General features: G+C 33.3%; 17 protein-coding genes. 9 read left to right on the top strand and 8 right to left on the bottom strand.

All coding sequences use genetic code 11. The annotated features are described in order from the left end of the window. Positions 1-440: 440 nt before the first annotated feature. Together CJP74_RS06420 and bioA are read right to left on the bottom strand one after the other, a co-directional pair. Positions 441-1,739, bottom strand: a complete 1,299-nt coding sequence (locus tag CJP74_RS06420) for an aminotransferase class I/II-fold pyridoxal phosphate-dependent enzyme (RefSeq protein ID WP_119497444.1) — start codon at positions 1,737-1,739, stop codon at positions 441-443. Positions 1,740-1,742: 3 nt separating this feature from the next. Beyond that, the gene (gene bioA, locus CJP74_RS06415) at positions 1,743-3,128 is read right to left on the bottom strand and encodes an adenosylmethionine--8-amino-7-oxononanoate transaminase (protein ID WP_119497443.1); all 1,386 of its coding nucleotides are present in this window, start codon (positions 3,126-3,128) and stop codon (positions 1,743-1,745) included. A gap of 170 nt (positions 3,129-3,298) precedes the next feature. Here bioA and CJP74_RS06410 point away from each other — a divergent pair, with 170 nt between their 5' ends. The 8 genes from CJP74_RS06410 (at position 3,299) to CJP74_RS06375 (ending at position 11,125) form a co-directional block, all read left to right on the top strand. Next, complete coding sequence (locus CJP74_RS06410) at positions 3,299-4,282, top strand: FecCD family ABC transporter permease (RefSeq protein ID WP_119497442.1); 984 nt, start codon at positions 3,299-3,301, stop codon at positions 4,280-4,282. A 1-nt stretch (position 4,283) separates the two neighbouring features. Next, positions 4,284-5,321: an iron chelate uptake ABC transporter family permease subunit gene (locus CJP74_RS06405; RefSeq protein ID WP_119497441.1), complete on the top strand. Its 1,038-nt coding sequence runs from the start codon at positions 4,284-4,286 to the stop codon at positions 5,319-5,321. 2 nt (positions 5,322-5,323) lie between these two features. Further along, complete coding sequence (locus tag CJP74_RS06400) at positions 5,324-6,091, top strand: ABC transporter ATP-binding protein (protein WP_119497440.1); 768 nt, start codon at positions 5,324-5,326, stop codon at positions 6,089-6,091. 209 nt (positions 6,092-6,300) lie between these two features. Further along, the gene (locus CJP74_RS06395) at positions 6,301-6,705 is read left to right on the top strand and encodes a hypothetical protein (protein ID WP_119497439.1); all 405 of its coding nucleotides are present in this window, start codon (positions 6,301-6,303) and stop codon (positions 6,703-6,705) included. 96 nt (positions 6,706-6,801) lie between these two features. Next, positions 6,802-9,099, top strand: a complete 2,298-nt coding sequence (locus CJP74_RS06390) for a ribonuclease R family protein (protein ID WP_119497438.1) — start codon at positions 6,802-6,804, stop codon at positions 9,097-9,099. A 6-nt stretch (positions 9,100-9,105) separates the two neighbouring features. Further along, entirely contained in the window at positions 9,106-9,825 is a 720-nt protein-coding gene (locus CJP74_RS06385) for a pseudouridine synthase (protein ID WP_119497437.1), read from the top strand. Further along, positions 9,826-10,050, top strand: coding sequence for a hypothetical protein (locus CJP74_RS06380; protein ID WP_119497436.1), 225 nt, complete (start codon positions 9,826-9,828; stop codon positions 10,048-10,050). It abuts the gene before it with no gap. Continuing rightward, positions 10,040-11,125, top strand: a complete 1,086-nt coding sequence (locus CJP74_RS06375) for a hypothetical protein (RefSeq protein ID WP_119497435.1) — start codon at positions 10,040-10,042, stop codon at positions 11,123-11,125. The genes CJP74_RS06380 and CJP74_RS06375 overlap by 11 nt, the downstream gene beginning before the upstream one ends. A gap of 44 nt (positions 11,126-11,169) precedes the next feature. On the opposite strand, the gene efp is transcribed toward CJP74_RS06375, so the two are convergent. Then, the gene (gene efp, locus CJP74_RS06370; RefSeq protein ID WP_119497434.1) at positions 11,170-11,739 is read right to left on the bottom strand and encodes an elongation factor P; all 570 of its coding nucleotides are present in this window, start codon (positions 11,737-11,739) and stop codon (positions 11,170-11,172) included. Positions 11,740-11,873: 134 nt separating this feature from the next. Between efp and corA the strand changes: the two genes are divergently transcribed. After that, positions 11,874-12,824 (top strand): magnesium/cobalt transporter CorA, encoded by a 951-nt coding sequence (corA, locus tag CJP74_RS06365; RefSeq protein WP_119497433.1) that lies wholly within the window; start codon positions 11,874-11,876, stop codon positions 12,822-12,824. A gap of 45 nt (positions 12,825-12,869) precedes the next feature. Here corA and fur read toward each other — a convergent pair whose 3' ends face one another. The 5 genes from fur to alr (CJP74_RS06340) all read right to left on the bottom strand — a co-directional run bounded on the left by fur (position 12,870) and on the right by alr (CJP74_RS06340) (position 17,921). Further along, entirely contained in the window at positions 12,870-13,352 is a 483-nt protein-coding gene (gene fur / locus CJP74_RS06360) for a ferric iron uptake transcriptional regulator (protein ID WP_245958049.1), read from the bottom strand. A 110-nt stretch (positions 13,353-13,462) separates the two neighbouring features. Continuing rightward, entirely contained in the window at positions 13,463-13,975 is a 513-nt protein-coding gene (fldA, locus tag CJP74_RS06355) for a flavodoxin FldA (protein ID WP_119497446.1), read from the bottom strand. 129 nt (positions 13,976-14,104) lie between these two features. Continuing rightward, positions 14,105-15,748: a glucose-6-phosphate isomerase gene (gene pgi / locus CJP74_RS06350; RefSeq protein WP_119497432.1), complete on the bottom strand. Its 1,644-nt coding sequence runs from the start codon at positions 15,746-15,748 to the stop codon at positions 14,105-14,107. 66 nt (positions 15,749-15,814) lie between these two features. Further along, the gene (gene alr, locus CJP74_RS06345; protein WP_119497431.1) at positions 15,815-16,834 is read right to left on the bottom strand and encodes an alanine racemase; all 1,020 of its coding nucleotides are present in this window, start codon (positions 16,832-16,834) and stop codon (positions 15,815-15,817) included. A gap of 10 nt (positions 16,835-16,844) precedes the next feature. Further along, positions 16,845-17,921, bottom strand: coding sequence for an alanine racemase (gene alr / locus CJP74_RS06340; protein WP_119497430.1), 1,077 nt, complete (start codon positions 17,919-17,921; stop codon positions 16,845-16,847). Positions 17,922-17,983: the final 62 nt, after the last annotated feature.

The raw sequence follows: 17,983 nt of genomic DNA, 5'->3' as shown, positions 1-17,983 counted from the left end.
TATCCTTTAACTTTTAATTTTAGCTTATTATAAAGTGACAGGGTAACAAAAGTAACTTTTACTTTTAAAGGTTAAGGAAAACTTATATTAGTTCACTTGATTAGATAGAAAAATAATTTATTATTTTAAAGTTATATTACATTGTAACTTAAACTTTATAATTACTTTTATCTCTTCCTTATAATTATATTATAAATATTTGCTGTTGTGGGAATATTTTTTATAGTTACATTGTAACATTTGAGTGAGAGGATTTAGAGTATAATGCATTTGCAGTCTTGGTGCTTGTCTTATTTTTAGCATGGGATAGATTCATTATTAAAGCTAATTTTATTGCAAAATATTGTTACTTATATTTGTTACATTGTAACAAATGTGGCAAAAATAGGGAGAAGCTCTTATATCAGCTTCTCCCTTATTTCTACCTTAAAAATTTTACTTTAACCTAATTTGAGATTACTATCGTTGATTAAATCTTTAAAAGTTTGCTTGAGAAATTGGTATAACTCAGCCTTATCCACTAAGGATGTATTTAAACATAATCTCAGTCTTTCCTTATGCTTAGGTACAGTTGGCGACTTAATCGCTCCTACCAGAACTCCTTTTTCTCTCAGAGCTTTACTCGCATAAAGTACATTATCATTACTTCCGACAACAAAAGAAATAATTTGGTTATTGCCATAAACTAATGCAAGAGCATCTAAATCTGGATATTTTTCTTTTAGGCAAGCGCAAAGATGCTGACGGAAATCATCGGCAAGATTTAATAACTTAGTTACCTTTTCTTTGACTAGTTTATTTCTTGCATAACTAAAATTTAATGCAGTTGCTAAAATTGTCTCAGCCCCTAAGGCTGTAGAGTAAATTAAAGGTCGTGAGGTGTTAATTAAAAATTCTCGCAGAATCTGGTTAGTTAAAACTAAAGCTCCTGATGAATTAGTAGCCTTACCCAATGGGCAAACTATAATATCAATCTCTTTTATAACTTTAAACTTATCTACTAAACCCAAAGCATGCTCACCGAATAAACCAACTGCATGGGCTTCATCAACGTAAAGAATAATATTAGCCTGATTCGAATATTTAGCTTTTAATGCTACCAGAGCTTCAAACTCACTTTGATCTAAGTTATCTCCGTCCATAGAGTAAATGGACTCTAAACAAATAATAATGTTTGCAAAACCCTTGTCTACTGCTTTAATGAGTTTATTTTCTAGGTCTTGTAAATTATTATGCGAAAAGCGTGATAATTTTACTCCAGAAAGTAAAACGCCGTCAATAAGCGAAGCATGAATAAGTTTATCCATAAGGACATATGTACTTTCTGGGTTTATTTTAGCTAGAGCGGGAACTATTCCCATATTCGCATGATAACCTGAGTTATAGAATAACGCCTGTTTGTCGTAGGCTTCTAATTCCCCGCCGATAATGTCCTCAATTTTTTCGATCCAGGTATTATCACCTGATAATAAGCGCGAACCAGTAGAACCGCAAGGGAGTCTATATTCTGTTTTATCAGCAAGAAACTCTTGCACTAAAGCTCCGAGCTTATCATTACTTTGTTCAATCCCTAGCTCACATACTTGTTGCCAAGGGGTTTTACTAAGGTTGAGATAATCATTAGAGCTCAGATCAAGAAGATATTGTTCTTTACTAGAGTACTTTCGTAAAGCGCGTAAATTATTCTCTTGCTTTAAGCGCTCTAAGTATAAAGCTACTTGTTCATTTAATAATTGCATAAGTTAAACAAAGTTGTCCTGACTAACTACTTTTTGATTGGTGCTTGAGTTTGTATTGGCTACAAAATCATAAATTCGCTCACAAAGTGTAGTTAGTTGCTCTTGGGTAATGATATAAGGGGGCATAATATAAAGGATATTGCCAAATGGACGGAGCCAGATATTATGCTCAATAAAGTAATCCTGTACTTCTTTTTTATTAAGCGTTTGCTTGAATTCGAGACAAAATATTGGACCAAGGTATCTTATATTTTTTATATCTTCTCGCTTTAATTCTTTTAGTTTTGCTTTTAAATTTGCATAACTTGGGTAAAAGATATCTTGAATAGCTTGAGCTTTAGGATTTTTATGAGAGTAGTGCTGCCAATAAAAGTCAACAGCTGCTCGAGCTGCGGCTGTAGCTATAGGGTTACCCATAAAGGTTGGACCGTGTAAAAAGGCATAGGGTGGATTATCTTTAATTACTTGAGCAATATTTTTACTAAATCCTGTAACTCCTAAACCTATATGCCCTCCAGTAAGCACCTTACCTAAAGTAATAATATCTGGGGAGTTACTTATAGTTTCAAAAGCAAAATCTTTACTAGTTCTGCCAAAACCTGTTGCTATTTCATCAAAGATTACTAGAATATCGTGAGCATGACATAATTCAATCGCTTTGTTTATATATCTTAGATCGTAGAAGTAAAAGCCACCAGCACCTTGAATCATAGGTTCACATATTAAAGCAGCAATTTCATGCTCGTGTTCTGCAAGATATTTAACAAGCTTTTGTCCAAATGGAGAATTATAAAACTCTTCATCACTTAAGGAGGTAAAACTTCCATCTGGGTTTAAAACATGGGAATTGAAATCTAATTTTTCTGGTACGGGTAGAAAATAAGTTCCACTAGTATTTTTATCACTAAAAACTTGATGTAGATAACCATCTGGTTCTGATACCATCATAGTTTTCCAAGTATCGCCATGATAGCCATTTGCTAAAGCTAAGAATTTACGGCGTTCCTTTTTACCTTGCACAACTTGGTACTGAACCGCAATTTTTAGAGCAACCTCTACGGCAACAGATCCTGAATCTGAATAAAAGTATTGATCAAAATTGTCGCCTAGGAGGTTTATTAAGCTTTCAGTTAGCTTTAAAGCAGGTTCATGCGTTAAACCAGCGAACATAACATGGGGAAGCTTTTGGGCTTGGTTAACTATAGCTTGAGAGATTTTTGGATTAGCATGACCAAAAGAGGTTGACCACCATGAAGAAATTGCATCTAAATAAGGAGTATTGTTTTTATCATACATATATACTCCTTGGGCACGCTCAATGAAAAGATTTTTATCATTGTATGGAGCGTCATAAGCATGAATATTATGCAAGTCGTATTTGATGTTCATGAGATCGTATCTAAATTTCTTAATATAAGGAAAATTTTAATAAATATTATTTTGTTTGTTGTATAATTAGTGATTGTTTAAATGCAAATTAATATCATTTGCCCAAAACTTTATTTTATACCCTTTTGGTGAAAATTGTTTAATTTCCTTTTAAATAGTTTAACTTTAATATGAATAATAAAGTAACTTTTACTTCCTTAATCTTACTTTATGTATTTTGTTTTGTTGCTAGCTTATATTTATTCTACCCCTTTAAGTTGGATTTTAGTAATTTCTTTAATGCGATTCTAAATCCAAATACAAGTGGCATAGATGGAATAATTTTGTATAGCGTGCGTTTACCGCGAAGCGTTATGTGTATTTTAGCAGGTATGGCTTTAAGTGTGGCAGGGTTGCTCTTACAAACTCTTGTAAAAAATCCAATTGCTTCACCGACAATTTTGGGGATTAACTCAGGTTGTATTTTAGCTATGGTGCTTATTTCCACTGGAGCTTTTGAAATTCTTTCTCGTGTAAACGTGACCATAGGGGCTGCAGTCGGGGGAGTGCTAGCTTGGTTAATTGTAATGACTATCAGTTATAGTCCGCGTGGCTTCAATAAAAATAAGCTAATTCTAGCGGGGATCACCGTATCACTCTTATTAATGAGTATTTCTAGAATTATTATAATTTTTAATGATGATAGAGCATTGTCAATTTTAAGCTGGATTGCAGGGTCATTTGATAATACACAATGGAATAGTGTAGTTAATAATTTAGTTTTTTCACTTCCTTGTGTTTTAATCGTAATTTTATTATCGCATAAGCTCAATGTTTTACTTTTAAACGATGATAGTATTAAATCATTAGGTTTAAACTTAACAACTTTAAAAGTAGTAATCTGTGTATTAGCCTTATTACTTACCGCTTCATCAGTAAGTATTGTTGGTACTATTGGCTTTGTTGGTCTACTTTCTCCTCATATTGCAACCTACTTAGTTGGAGTTGATAACCGTAAGAAAATATTTGCTTCAATTCTTGTTGGTGGTATCTTAACTTTAGCGTCAGATACTATTAGCCGTGCGATATTCTATCCCGCGGAAATTCCAGCAGGCTTAATTGTTGCCCTAATCGGTGCTCCTTATTTCCTTTACATCGCTATACGTAAGATTTAACATGCAATTAGAACAAAATCAGCAAGTAGATCTAAGTCAAGCATATCTAGCTGAGCGAAAAAAGTTTAGGAATAAAAAGTTATACACCTTAGCGGTTCTAGCTTTAATTAGTATTTTACTTTTTTATGCTTCAGTAGCATATGGAACTAAAACCTATAGCTTAGGTTATATTTTTGAAACGCTTAGAACTCCTGATTCAGTAGACTATTTTGCAATTTATGATTATCGTTTACCAAGATCTATCTGTGCCATCTTTGTCGGCATGGGGTTTGCAATCTCTGGTTTACTAATCCAAAGTGTTTTAAATAACGACTTAGCATCTGGTGAAACTTTAGGAATTAATAACTGTGCGGGCTTATTCTCAGTAATAGCGATTTTAATCTTTCCCGTAGCTTCTACCTATGCTTTACCTTTATTTGCCTTAGTTGGTGGAATTCTTAGTTTTCTCTTTATTTGGGGAATAGTAAGATCTAAAACATCAGTGACAAATATTGTAATTATAGGTGTAGCCCTAGCTACTTTATATGGTAGCATTACCAACTTTATTCTTTTGAGTTTTAAAATTGAAATAAGCTCAACTTTAGTTTGGTTAACTGGGTCTTTATGGGGAAGAACTTGGACGCAAATTTATTACTATGTGCCATGGTTAGTCTTCTTTTGTATCTTGTCTCTTATTACTTGTAAGGTACTTGATATATTTCCACTTCGAGGTGCTAAAGTTAGAAACTTAGGTTATAACGTACAAAAGTGGCGTCTAATTATTTTATTACTTGCTACTATCATTAGTTCTATCTCTGTTTCCATAACTGGACCTATTGCTTTCTTAGGTTTAATTGCTCCGCATATTGCCAGAAGAATGTTTGGTAATAAACATGTCTTCTTAATTTTTGGAGCAGCCTTAATCGGGGCAATCTTGTTACAGAGCGCAGATATACTTGCTCGTACAATTAAACCACCTGTAGAGTTCCCAACTGGGGTGTTAACTTCAGTAATAGGTGCTCCTTATTTCTTCTACTTATTAATTAAAAAGCGTAGCTAATAATGACGATACAAGTTAATTCTTTATCTGTGGGTTATAGTGGTAAAAGAGTACTTAATAATTTAGATTTTACTTTACCAGAAAACCAAATTATTGCGCTTCTTGGTGTAAATGGTTGTGGTAAATCTACACTATTAAAAACCCTAGCTAATATTCAAAAACCTCTCGAAGGGAATATTATTATAGATGGGAAGGATATTAGCTCCTATACAAGTAAGACTTTAGCAAAGAAAATTGCTTTTTTACCTCAATATCATGAAGTAATCCATGGGATTACCGTATATGATTTTGTTGCTTTTGGACGTACCCCATACCTTGGTTTATTTGGTCGTTTAAGCGATGAAGATAAAGAAAGAATTGAATTTGCTTTAGAGCTTACAAATATTAGCCATTTACAAAATAAACAGTTTAGTGAGTTGTCTGGCGGACAAAGACAATGTGTTTGTATTGCCATGGCAATTGCTCAAGATACAGATTATGTTCTTCTTGATGAGCCAACAACTTATTTAGATTTATATAATCAACTTGAGCTAATGAGTATTATTAACAAGCTTAAAGAACTTAATAAAACGGTAATAATGGTAATCCATGATTTAAACCAAGCGTTTAGATATTGTGATTATCTGTACGTTTTTGCTGACCATAAACTAGCTTGTCATGGTACTCCTGAACAAATTGTTGACGAAGTTATGCTCAAAGACAATTTCAAATTAAATGGAATTGTAGAAAAATGTGTAATTTCGCAAAAACCATGCTTTATAGCATACTAGATATAAATGCAACACTCTACTTATAGTGGAGTGTTTTTTTTATGTTTAACCCCCAGTAAACTGTAAAAATAATTAATTTTTTTCATAAATTTTGATATAATCTAAGGGGGATACTGGATATTAGCCATAATATCTAAGTTCATAAAATTATTGAAGTTTTCGTAGTTTTTAGTTGTTTCGACTAATAATACAATTAGTTAATACCCAAAATGTCTGAATACGAAACAAGATCTAAACGTCGCAAAAAGCGCAAAAACAATTTACCTGATCCAATTTCGTTGGCTGAGAACTACTTAGAAGTTTTAGTCGCTAGACTTTCGATACGCAAAAAAGATCGTATAGAAATTCTCAAAAAGTATAAAAGCCAAACCCAAGCTGAAAATACTTTTGAGTTAGAGAAAATTGATGGCTTAGCGTCTAAAGATTTAGAAAAGTGGTATGAGCCAAGTACAATAATTGTTGACTCAGATGGGGCTGTTCGCAGTGTTTATTATGATAGAATAAAACAACTAAAAGTTTTTACCTACAACATAAACACTAAAGTAAACTATCTTACACATGATCCTGATACGCCATTAAGACGTTATTATGAACGTGAACATTTAAATAAGTAAAGATAGTTACTTACGTAACAGATAAATAGTAATTTGTAAGATGGCTAATCTCGGTGAGGTTAGCTTTTCTTATATCTAAATTAGATATCTATCTTAATGTTGATTGACTTATTACATCAAAAAAGTGTGGGAGAATTTTTTAAGTTTCGTGTATTTGCTGATGAAAAAGAGCTGTACCAAGACTTATGCTTGAATTTTACCGAGTTTAAAGATTACCCACAAGATGAGGTTATTACCGAGCTAAATAATCTAAACTGGCTGTTTTCTTGTCACTTTGGTTATTATGTTTATCGTACGCCAAGACCTTTAAAATTATATCGCTTAACCGTAACTCATACAGGCGTTGCTTTTGCTCGAGAAATTACAGAGTCTGAAGTAGATATAAAATTTATTAAGAAAGAAAAGAGTCTTGATGATATTTTTATCCCTCGAGATGTTGTAGAAAAGCTTTGTATTTTTGACGGTGACATTTTTTACTCAAACCTAAATCAAAATAATTCAGAATCAGGTAGATTTGTGGTAATTCCACGTAAAATTGCCGATGATAGAAGAGTTTGTGATGTACGTCGTAATACAAATAAAAGTGTAAAAGCTCCATTTGTAGCTTATATTCCAAATGGTGAGCATATAGACTTAATTAACCTTTCTGCAACTGATAGAGCTCTTGAGGAGTTTAAAAATAAAGAAGGGTATTTAGGAATTATCCGTCACGTTAGAGATTTTGCTTTTTCTGATCGTGGTGGTTTTACTGTTGTAGACAGTAAGTTTGTTTTAGATAGAATTTTTAATTCAGATTCTGAAATAACAAATACCATAGATTCGATCTTAGATAAGTTTGATCTGCCAATTAAGTTTGACGAGGATGTTTTAGCTCAAGCTCGAAGTTTTGGTGACGAGGTACCTGAGTACGATACAAATGTTCGTAAAGATTTAACTCACTTAAATTTTGTTACCATAGATGGTGAAGACGCAAGAGATTTTGATGATGCTGTTTATTGTCAAAAGCTAGAAGATAATCAAGGTTGGCGTTTATTTGTAGCCATTGCCGATGTGTCTTACTATGTGCGTGAAGGTACACCTTTAGGTAGATGTGCTGAAGCACGTTCGACCTCAATTTACTTCCCTACCAAGGTAGTACCTATGCTACCTGAAGAACTTTCTAATGGTTTATGTTCAATTAACCCTGAGGTAAAACGCTTTACCTTAGTATGTGAAATGATCATTGACCAAGAAGGGAATTTAGGGAATTTTGAGTTTTATGAAGCATGTATTATAAGTAAAAAACGTTTCACTTATAATCAAGTGCAAGGAATCATTAACTCAGGCTTTAAAGATTTAACTAATTCTACGCCTGAATTAAATACAGATCTCCAAGCTTTATTTGCTCTATACCAAGCTTTAACTGAAGCTCGAGAAAAACGTGGTGCTATAGCAATTGAAACCTCAGAACCAAAATTTAGATTCAATCCTGATGGTACTATTGCGGAAATGTACTTCTTACAACGTCATGATGCTCACAAGCTGATTGAAGAGCTAATGATTATTACCAATGTGGCAGCTGCTACATTTGTATATGATCATGCTGTACCTGCACCAAACCGTAACCATAGCATTCCAACGCAAGAAAAAATTAATGCTTTAAATAATTATCTTGCTAACTTTAACTTTGCTATGCCACCTTTCCCTAAACCAGTTGATTATCAAGAGTTAGGCAAGCTTATTGATCAATTACCGAGTGAAAAAGAACTAGTTTATACTCAAATGCTGCGTTCTCTATCTCGGGCAGAATATGAAACTGACTCTCGCGGTCACTTTGGTTTAGCTTTAGAAAGATATGCTCAATTTACTAGTCCAATTCGTCGTTACCCAGATCTTTTATTACACCGTGTAATTAAGTCAATTATCTTCTCTGATCAACAGGTAACAGGTTATGTTGAAGGGGCATTCTTATACACAGCTAAACATATGGATCAACTCTGTGAAAGATGTACAGGCATAGAGTTTAAAGTAGAAAAAGCATGTTACGACTTCTTAGATTGGATTAAGTGCCGTTTTATGCAAAGATATGTGGGCAAAGAGTTTGATGTAATTGTTTCTACCATTACTAAAAATGGTCTATATCTAACTATTCCTGAATATCAAATTGACGGATTCTTATCCTTTAATGGTGAAGATCAAAGATTACTTAACAAATTAAAAAATGAAACTAAGTTAAGAGATCGTTTACGTATTCGCGTAAATAAAATATCTTTACATGAAAGACGTATAGACTTTGTTTTACACAACCAAAAAGTAAGTGATAATGCTCAACCTAAAGAAAGATATGTAAGATTCCCAGGTCGTGCAGATTATCCACCTGCTACCCCACAAAGAAATCGTAAAAGAAGAAGATAAAAACTTATGAAACCATTACGTTTAGATAAAATTATCGTGGATAACACATTTTTATCTCGCAGTGAGGTACAAAAAATTGCCAAAAAAGGTCTAATCTCGGTTAATGGTGAAGTAGTAACAAAAGTTGCACAAAAATACAATCCCGAAGAGATCGAATTAGTTATTGATGGTGAGCTAATCAATACTAAGTACGAGCCTGTAGTGCTAGTTTTTAACAAAGCACAAGGTTTTGTCTGTGCTAATTCAGACACTGAACATCCTACGGTGTTCAGTGTTTTACCTGATGAGTATCGTAGCTTTCATTGTGTAGGGCGTTTAGATATAGATACTACAGGACTATTGCTTTTAACCAATGACGGAAATGTTAGTCACAAATTAACCTCGCCTAAGAACCATGTAGCAAAAAAATACTTTGTTACCTTGGCTGATCCTGTAGAAGACTTTTATCAAGAAGAAATTGAAAATGGGATTCTCTTAAGAGGGGAAAAGGATAAGACTTTACCAGCCGTGCTCGAACTAACTGATGACCCTTATCAAGTGTATCTTACAATTACCGAAGGAAGATATCATCAGGTTAAACGTATGTTCGGAGCTTTAGGCAATAAAGTAGTAGAATTACAGCGGGTTTCAATTGGTAATTTATCTTTACCTGAAGATTTAGAAGAAAATCAATTTATTGAAATTGAAGTTTCTCAGGCTTTAAAAATAATTAATGGAGAGAAGTAAATGTCTGAAAAGGAAATTACTTTTGCAGAATTTGCTAAACAACAGGACAGTCAAATTAACGCTGAATTTACAGAAACTTTTGATAAAATAATACAAGAATTCAAAGGTTTAATAAATTCTAACAGCAATGTAAATGAACAATTAGTTTTAGCTTGTTCTTTATTAAACTCGTCAATTCAGTTAAACAAAGCATTACTTGAGAAGTTAAAAGAGAATGAAAAATAAAATAACAGTTATTTCTAGTATACTTTTTAGTTTAACGTCTGTATCAGCTCATGCCTTAACTTTCAATTATAATGATAATTTAGCTTTAGATCTTAATGCACGTTTACAATTTTCGGCATTAAATTTTAGCGATGATTATTATCCTAATCTTGATGGTTTTAAGCATAGTTTTATCGCGATTACCCCTTATTATAAGATTAATAACGCTTATATTGGGGCTACTTATGTAGGACGTTACGCTTTAGACACAAGCAACAATTTAAGACGCGAAGACAATGCTAAATTCTCTTCGAGCCAATATTATGTTTTTGTTAAAAGTCCTGAATTAGGGCAAACCTCTATAGGTAAAACTTCTGGGGTTCTAGAAGACTTTTTCTTAGGGGCACAAAATTTTGGTATAAGTTCAACTAATTTCTTACCACTTTCTTTAGATGTATATCATCAAGGTATGTGGAAATATGTAAGTAGTAAAAATAAATACTATGATTACGGTTTTAGCTTTGTCCACAATGCTAAAAGTGATTATGGTGCTTACTCACAAATTGCAGGGAACATTAACTGGAACTTTAGTTTAAGCGAACGCCAAAACTTAAAAGTTCTAGCTTTATATGGCTCACAAAAGCAAGTTGTAACTGATGAGAATAGATTCAAAACTCATCCATATGCTTTAGGTCTAGCTTATAGCTTTGATAAGTATTTTGAAGTAAAAGCTGTTGGTTATAGAGCTCATGAACGCGTATATAACTTTGCAGAGAGTACAAACTATAAAAATAATGTCTATGGCGTTATTTATAGCTTAAATGTAAAACCTGTGGACTATTTAGATCTTTATGCTCGTTATATCTATAATAAAGTAGATAACAAAAACGAAGTTGAGACAACTAGTTTATCAGGAGTTAATGTAGCATCTAACAATAGCTTTAAGCAAAGAGTTATTACTTATGGGGCTTCTGTAAGCCTATTTAAATACGGCTTTGTTTATGTAGATCATTCCCGCATTTTAGAAAATGCAAGCAATGATGCTAATACTACCTCTTATAACTTTACTCAAGTTGGTTGGGGTGTACAATTTTAAGTAAAAAAAAGGAGTTCAGTTTTGCTAACTGAACTCTTTTTTTATTAGTTTTTCACACGGCTTAAGTATTCACCTGAACGTGTATCAACACGAATCACTTCACCGATTTGGATAAATAGTGGAACACGAACAACTGCACCTGTAGATAGAGTTGCAGGTTTACCACCAGTACCAGCTGTATCACCTTTAAGACCTGGATCTGTATCTACTACTTCTAGGTCAACAAAGTTAGGTGGTTGTACGCCAATTGGACGACCATCCCATAAAGTTACAATACATACTGCTTGGTCAATTAACCATTTAACAGCGTCACCTACTACATCTGCACTAGCTGCAGTTTGTTCGAATGTTTCATCATTCATGAAGTAGTAGAATTCACCATCATTGTATAAGTAAGTTAAGTTAATATCAAATACATCAGCAGCTTCTACTGTTTCACCTGATTTGAAAGTAACTTGTAATACTTTACCTGAAATTAATTTTTTAATACGTGTACGGTTAAATGCTTGACCTTTACCTGGTTTTACAAATTCATTCTCTACAATTGTGCAAGGTTCACCTTCATAAAGAAATTTTAAACCTGGTTTAAAATCGCTTGTTGAAAAAACAGCCATTGAATCCTCTGTTATACTAATTCTGATGTTTTAAATAAAAAACAATAAGTATTATTTTAGCATAAATTACCATAATTTGAAAAGATTTTAAAGTAAACGTGATATAATATGACCAGCATGGAGGATCGAACCACATGATTAGTTCGTACTACTTAGATAATCTTAGACTAAAACGTGAAGAGAGCATAACTAAGGAAAACCTCGAAAAGGCTGTTTGGATTGATTTAATTGATGCTTCAGAACAAGATCGTCACTTCATAGAAGAGACCTTGGATATAAATTTCGCTTCCAAGTTAGAACTTGAAGATATAGAGGCTTCAGCTCGTTTTTTCGAAGATGAAGATGGTTTGCACTTGCACTCATTCTTTTTCTATGAAGATGAAGATGAGTATGCTGATCTAGAGACAGTTGCGTTTACGATTAAAAATGATCAACTATATAGTATTCGTACTCGCGAACTTACCCCTTTCCGTCTTTACCGATTAAGATCTCTACATCAAAAGCTTACAAATGGTAATGCTTATGAGGTTTTATTAGATATTTTCGAAACTAAAATTGAACAGATAGCAGATTTAATCGAAGATACTTATGCTAGTCTTGAGGTTTTAACTCGTAAAATACTACTCTCAGACAATAGTAGTGACCTAGATGTTGCCATCGAAGAGTTAACTTATTTCGAGGATTTAACATCAAAAATAAACAGCTCAATAATGGATACAAACCGTGCTTTAAGTTTCTTATTACGTAAAACACGCTTACCTAATGAACTAATTGAGCAAGCACGTGATATCTTCCGTGATATTGAATCTATTAAACCAAATAATGATTTGTTATTTACACGGATTAGTTTTTTAATGGATGCTTCAATGGGTCTTATTAACATTGAGCAAAACCGTATTATTAAAATGTTCTCTGTCATGTCAGTTATCTTCCTTCCACCTACATTAGTTGCATCTATGTATGGGATGAACTTTGATGATATGCCAGAACTACATTGGGAATATGGTTATCCATATGCCATAGCCTTTATGATCCTATCTGCTGTAGGATGTTTACTAATATTCAAATGGCGAAAATGGTTATAATTTATATAAAGAAAAAGGATTGGAAAATATTTCCAATCCTTTTTTCTATTTAGAAGATTTTTCTTCTTCTTTTTCTAAGTTAGCTAGATTGCTTTCACACGTACTTTTATTTCTACAACTGCCGTAAAAGTATAGTGATTGAGGTTTAGGTTTTAAACCTACATCTTCAATAATTTTACGTTGTTTGTTTTCAATAGTTTCGTCAACAAATTCAAATACCTTGCCACAATCAGTACAAATAATATGGTCATGGTCTTCTTTATTTGTTAATTCGAAAACAAAACGTGTACCTTCAAAGTTATGTTTTACCACAATGCCAGCTTCTTCAAATTGATTTAGGACACGATATACCGTAGCTAAACCTATATCTCTTTTGCGTTCAGAGAGAACTTTATAGATCTCTTCTGCACCTATATGTCTTTCAGGTGATTCCGCAATAATGTTCAGAATCGTAATACGTTGAGCTGTAATTTTTAAACCAGCTTTACGTAACATATTATGAGTCTGTTCAAGAGTTAAACTTTCCATTGTTGCTATATCTAATGAAGTTAATATTATAAAGACTTAGTTGAAAATAACTAAACTGTGCAAAATGATAAAAATGAACGTTTATATAGCTATTATAATACAAAAACGACTTAAATGCCTAGGTCATTTTTTAATTGAGCTACCCAATTATTAACTCTTTCTTCAGTTAATTCTGGTTGGCGATCTTCATCGATGCAAAGACCTACAAGGGTATTGCTATCAATTAAAGCTTTAGACTCGGTAAAAGTATAACCATCGTGTGAAGTGTGGCCAATAACAACAGCTCCATTTGCTTCAACGATATTTGCTACTTCACCCATAGCGTCACAGAAGTAATCTGCGTAGTCTTCTTGGTCTCCACAACCAAAGATTGCACATACACGATCATTAAAATCAATTGCTTGTAAAGTAGGGAAAAAGTCTTCCCAATCAGCTTGTGCTTCACCATAGTACCAGGTAGGAATACCTAGAAGAAGAACGTTATAGTTCTCTAGATCTTCTTTAGTACACTTCGCAATATCATAAACATCGCATAAATCGGGACCAATTTTTTCCGCTAACATTTTAGCAATGTTCTCGGTATTACCCGTGTCACTTCCGTAAAAAATTCCAATAAGAGACAACATATGCTTCCTAATTTGTTAAAAATAAACTTTTGTCTTGTCAATGGCGTATTATACTACTTTTTCAAAAAATACGCTTAAAAATTTATAGATTAAAGGCTAGAAGTCCCCTTCTAGCCTAAAAATAACCTATTTAACCCATGCTTTATATGTGTTAATTAAACCATTAGTTGAACTATCATGAGATGTAACTTGAGCATCTGATTTTAATTCAGGAATGATGTTATTAGCTAATTGTTTACCTAATTCCACACCCCATTGGTCAAATGAATAGATATTTAAAATAACACCTTGGGTAAAGATTTTATGTTCATATAGGGCAATAAGTTGACCTAAAGTATAAGGAGTAATTTCTTTAACTAAAATACTATTAGTTGGTCTATTACCTTCAAACACTTTGAATGGTGCTAGTTTTTTAATTTCTTCTTCTGATTTACCTTGTTGTTTTAACTCTTCTACTACAACATTGTATGATTTACCAAAGGCTAAAGCTTCTGTCTGAGCAAAGAAGTTTGACATAAGTTTAGTATGGTGATCACCAATTGGATTGTGAGTAATAGCAGGAGCAATAAAGTCACAAGGAACTAAAACGCGACCTTGGTGAATTAATTGGTAAAATGCATGCTGACCATTAGTACCTGGTTCACCCCAAATAATTGGACCAGTTTGATAGTTGATTACATTGCCGTCACGATCAACATATTTACCATTTGATTCCATATTACCTTGTTGGAAATATGCTGGGAAACGATGCATGTATTGATCATAAGGAAGAATAGCTTCAGTTTGAGCTCCTAAGAAGTTAGTATTCCATAGACCAACTAAAGCTAGTATAACTGGAATATTTTTCTCAAATGGAGTATTCGCAAAGTGATTATCTACTGCATGTGCACCCGCAAGTAATTGCTCGAAGTTATCGTGACCAATAGATAAGCTAATTGAAAGACCTATAGCTGACCATAGAGAGTAACGGCCACCTACCCAATCCCAGAATTCAAATGCATACTTAGTATCTATACCAAATTCACTAACTGCTTTTAGGTTTGTTGATAATGCCACAAAGTGTTTTGCGATTGCATTAACATCATTATTAGCATGCTCTAATAACCAATCTTTGGCAGTTTGAGCATTGGTCATAGTTTCTTGTGTAGTAAAGGTTTTTGAAGCTACAATAAATAGAGTAGTTTCAGGATTACATTGTTTTAAAGTTTCAACAATATGAGTTCCATCAACATTTGAAACAAAGTGAAGTTTTAAACCTTGGTTATAAGGTTTTAAAGCTTCGGTTACCATTAGAGGTCCTAAGTCAGAGCCACCAATCCCAATATTAACCACATCTGTAATTTTCTTGCCAGTAAAGCCTGTCCAAGCACCTGAGTTTACTTGATCAGAAAACTCTTTCATTTGCTTAAGCACGCGGTGTACATTTGCCACTACATCAACACCATCAACAACTAAAGATTGATCTGCTGGTTTACGTAAAGCAATATGTAAAACTGAACGATTTTCGGTGAAGTTAATTTTTTCCCCACTAAACATCGACTGAATAGCTCCAGCTAAGTCTGTTTCTTTAGCTAGTTTTTGTAGAGTTTTAAAAATAATATCATTAACATTATTTTTAGAAAAGTCTACAAGAATATCTTCGAAGTTTAAATGGTACTTATTGAATCTTTCTTTATCTTGAGCAAATAAATGTTGTAAGCTAGGAACATCTTTTGCTAAACGTTCAAGTTCTTGCCAAGATTGTGTAGTTGTTGGATTTATGTTTTTCATAAAAGAACCTAAATTGAAAACTGAATAAAAATGTATATACTTTACTGCTACATTATACTAGAAAGCTTAATTAAATTCATGTTTAACACGCTCAGTTAGATATGAAGTTAATTGATAATCAGAAATTCCCAGCTTAGCGGCTACATCTTCGATTTTAAGCTTATCTCCCCAAATATAGACTTTATCCCCAACCTTATCAATTAATTCTTTACCTAGATCAACCGTAAGCATATCCATGGATACGCGCCCTACAATAGGGACTATGCGACGGTTAACTAACACTGGCGTGCCTGTTGGAGCATTACGCGGATAACCATCTCCATACCCCATAGCAATTACACCTATGTAAGTATCTTTAGGAACCGTGTATATGCTTCCGTAGCCGATTTTATCTCCAGCTTTACGATGATGGATTTGTACTATAGTAGTTTCAAGGTTCATAACGCTAATTAGGTTATTAACATTATAGTCCGAAGCTTGTAAACCATATAATTGTACGCCTGAACTAATCCAAATTTGGGCATTAGTATCTAGATCATATTTTTTCTTGTTATCCATTATCGCTATATCGTTAAATGGATAGGCCTCAATAACACTTTGAGCTTGTTCATTAAACTCATCAACCATTAGCCCTAGGCTTTTAATAGCCTTAATAGTTTTAATGCTCATATAGGCTTCAATAAGGTCATCAGGACTTAAGCCACCTTGGTTAAGATATAACCAAATTTTTAAGCCCGAAAGGTGCTCTTGATACTGTTTAATAAGTTCAAGTTGGGCTAGATTACTTATAACCACCTGAACTTTTAAATCAATTATCTTAAATAATTCTACCAGGTTAATAAAGCCTTGGGTAACAATTATAGGACTATTTACCCCGTTATCTCTAAGAGTTTCTGCTTCATCGAGTCTTGTAGTCGCAAATGAGCTTACTGTATTTTCTAAGGCACGGGCAATTTCAACTATACCATGTCCATAGGCATTAGAATTAACTAACGCAATAATATTAGCATCTGGGTTTTGGTCTTGAATTAAGCTAATATTATGTTGCAGAGTTTTTGTATTGATTACCGCTTTTGGGTATTTCATGCTCAATTCCTTAGTTAATAATGTATTCGTGTTTTATCTGCATAGTTAATTTGGTGGTTAACTCATAAGTAATAACATTAATATGTTTTGCCACTTCTTCTACAGGTAAACCTTTACCGAATACTAGAACCTTATCTCCCATTTTATCTTGAAGCTCTGAGCCAAGATTAACATAAATATGATCTACTCCCACATTGCCTACGAGAGTTACTTTACGACCATTTACTAAAAAAGGAGTTCCTTGTGGAGCTTGACAGGGATAACCATCACTACTACCTAAGGCTAAAACGCCAATATAGGTATCTTCTTGGGCTTGAAATTGACTATTAGGTAAATATTGCCCAGCTTTTAGTTTAAATACATTAGCTAACACAGTTTCAAGGCTCATTACAGGAATAAAACCAAAACTCTCGATAGATTCATGGCTAGGACTTATACCGTACATAATAATTCCTGGACGTATCCATTCACTTCTAGTTTCTGGAAAAAAGAGAATTCCCGAAGAAGCACTAGTAGAGCGGCCAAGATTTAACTCGCTGTTTAGGCTATTAAAAAAGCTAATTTGCTTTTCCGTATAATCACTACTCGGATCATCAGCATTAGCAAAATGGGTCATTAAGCTAATTTCTTTAACACAAGGTAAGCTCTCTAGTCTTGCTTTAACCTCACGGGCTTCATCTTTATCTAAACCAAGACGGTTCATCCCTGTATTAAATTTTAACCAGATTTTTAAATTACTTAAGTTGCTCGCATATTTTTCAATAAGCTCAACTTGTTCATAACAGTGAACAGCCGTAGAAAGTTTTAGTTCATTTAGTTTAAATAGTTCAGCTGCTCCTAAAAAACCTTCTAGTAAGATAATATCGTTGTTGATACCCGCATCTCTTAGTCTTTCTGCTTCAGCTATACGGGCTACACCCACACCTTCTACTTGACGTAATAATGTTCGTGAAACATCAATAAGGCCATGTCCATAAGCATTTGCTTTAACTATGGCACATATTTTTGAATTAGGTGCCAGTTTTCTAATTATCTCAACATTATGTTTTAAAGCTTTTGTATCAATAATCGCTTTAGGATACTTCATATTTTCAAGTTGCTTTAATTTATAAAAATAGTTTTTTTGAATTCTTTATTGATTCAAAATAT

Source organism: Psittacicella melopsittaci (genome assembly GCF_003585925.1).
GTDB lineage: Bacteria > Pseudomonadota > Gammaproteobacteria > Enterobacterales > Psittacicellaceae > Psittacicella > Psittacicella melopsittaci.
Note: the sequence above shows the minus strand (reverse complement) of the source record. Positions and strands in the feature narration are given on the sequence as shown.

Bases quoted from the DNA above. Each gene is read 5' to 3' on its own strand.
- CJP74_RS06420 (WP_119497444.1), bottom strand. From the start codon at position 1,739: ATGCAATTATTAAATGAACAAGTAGCTTTATACTTAGAGCGCTTAAAG.
- bioA (WP_119497443.1), bottom strand. From the start codon at position 3,128: ATGAACATCAAATACGACTTGCATAATATTCATGCTTATGACGCTCCA.
- CJP74_RS06410 (WP_119497442.1), top strand. From the start codon at position 3,299: ATGAATAATAAAGTAACTTTTACTTCCTTAATCTTACTTTATGTATTT.
- CJP74_RS06405 (WP_119497441.1), top strand. From the start codon at position 4,284: ATGCAATTAGAACAAAATCAGCAAGTAGATCTAAGTCAAGCATATCTA.
- CJP74_RS06400 (WP_119497440.1), top strand. From the start codon at position 5,324: ATGACGATACAAGTTAATTCTTTATCTGTGGGTTATAGTGGTAAAAGA.
- CJP74_RS06395 (WP_119497439.1), top strand. From the start codon at position 6,301: ATGTCTGAATACGAAACAAGATCTAAACGTCGCAAAAAGCGCAAAAAC.
- CJP74_RS06390 (WP_119497438.1), top strand. From the start codon at position 6,802: ATGTTGATTGACTTATTACATCAAAAAAGTGTGGGAGAATTTTTTAAG.
- CJP74_RS06385 (WP_119497437.1), top strand. From the start codon at position 9,106: ATGAAACCATTACGTTTAGATAAAATTATCGTGGATAACACATTTTTA.
- CJP74_RS06380 (WP_119497436.1), top strand. From the start codon at position 9,826: ATGTCTGAAAAGGAAATTACTTTTGCAGAATTTGCTAAACAACAGGAC.
- CJP74_RS06375 (WP_119497435.1), top strand. From the start codon at position 10,040: ATGAAAAATAAAATAACAGTTATTTCTAGTATACTTTTTAGTTTAACG.
- efp (WP_119497434.1), bottom strand. From the start codon at position 11,739: ATGGCTGTTTTTTCAACAAGCGATTTTAAACCAGGTTTAAAATTTCTT.
- corA (WP_119497433.1), top strand. From the start codon at position 11,874: ATGATTAGTTCGTACTACTTAGATAATCTTAGACTAAAACGTGAAGAG.
- fur (WP_245958049.1), bottom strand. From the start codon at position 13,352: ATGGAAAGTTTAACTCTTGAACAGACTCATAATATGTTACGTAAAGCT.
- pgi (WP_119497432.1), bottom strand. From the start codon at position 15,748: ATGAAAAACATAAATCCAACAACTACACAATCTTGGCAAGAACTTGAA.
- alr (WP_119497431.1), bottom strand. From the start codon at position 16,834: ATGAAATACCCAAAAGCGGTAATCAATACAAAAACTCTGCAACATAAT.
- alr (WP_119497430.1), bottom strand. From the start codon at position 17,921: ATGAAGTATCCTAAAGCGATTATTGATACAAAAGCTTTAAAACATAAT.